At 38.3% G+C, this 1,060-nt stretch carries 1 protein-coding gene; it reads left to right on the forward strand.

What is annotated here, in order from left to right:
* Positions 1-828: reverse transcriptase domain-containing protein (locus tag KRZ98_RS05040; protein WP_217672581.1), on the forward strand; the 828-nt coding region annotated here is incomplete at its 5' end.
* Positions 829-1,060: the final 232 nt, after the last annotated feature.

The raw sequence follows: 1,060 nt of genomic DNA on the forward strand, positions 1-1,060 counted from the left end.
GTTCTAGCTAGAGCAATAAGACAAGAACAGGTGATCAAAGGGATACAAATTGGAAAGGACAAAGTCAAACTTTCACTATTTGCAGATGACATGATAGTCTACATAAGTGACCCGAAAAACTCTACCAGGGAACTCCTACAGCTGATAAACACCTTCAGCAAGGTAGCAGGATACAAAATTAACTCAAAAAAATCAGTAGCCCTACTATATACAGATGATAAATCCAATGAGAAAGAAATCAGGGAAACATCACCTTTCACAATATCCACAAGCAACATAAAATATCTTGGGGTAACACTAACCAAAAAAGTGAAAGACCTGTACAATAAGAACTTTGAGACTTTAAAGAAAGAAATTAAAGAAGATACCAGAAAATGGAAAGATCTCCCATGCTCTTGGATAGGTAGAATCAACATAGTAAAAATGGCAATCTTGCCAAAAGCAATCTACAGATTCAATGCAATCCCCATCAAAATCCCAACACAGTTTTTCACAGACATTGAAAGAACAATACTCAACTTTATATGGAAAAATAAAAAACCCAGGATAGCCAAAACAACTCTTTACAATAAAGGATCTTCTGGAGGCATCACCATCCCTGACTTCAAGCTCTACTATAGAGCCATAGTTCTGAAAACAGCTTGGTATTGGCACAAAAATAGACAGATAGACCAATGGAATCGAATTGAAGACCCAGATATTAACCCACGCACCTACGAACGCCTTATTTTTGACAAAGGTGCTAAATCCATACAATGGAAAAAGATAGCATCTTCAACAAATGGTGCTGGCACAATTGGATTCGAACATGCAGAAAATTGCAGATAGATCCATACTTGTCACCATGCACGAAACTTAAGTGCAAATGGATCAAAGATCTCTCCATAAACCCAGCCACACTGAATCTTTTAGAAGAGAAAGTGGGAACAACCCTTGAACAAATTGGTACAGGAGAACGATTCCTGAACATCACGCCAGAAGCACAGACACTGAGGTCTGCAATTAATAAATGGGACCTCCTGAAACTGAGAAGCTTCTGTAAGGCAAAGGACACAGTCAG

The organism is Sphingobium sp. AS12 (assembly GCF_019097845.1).
Classification (GTDB): Bacteria; Pseudomonadota; Alphaproteobacteria; order Sphingomonadales; family Sphingomonadaceae; genus Sphingobium.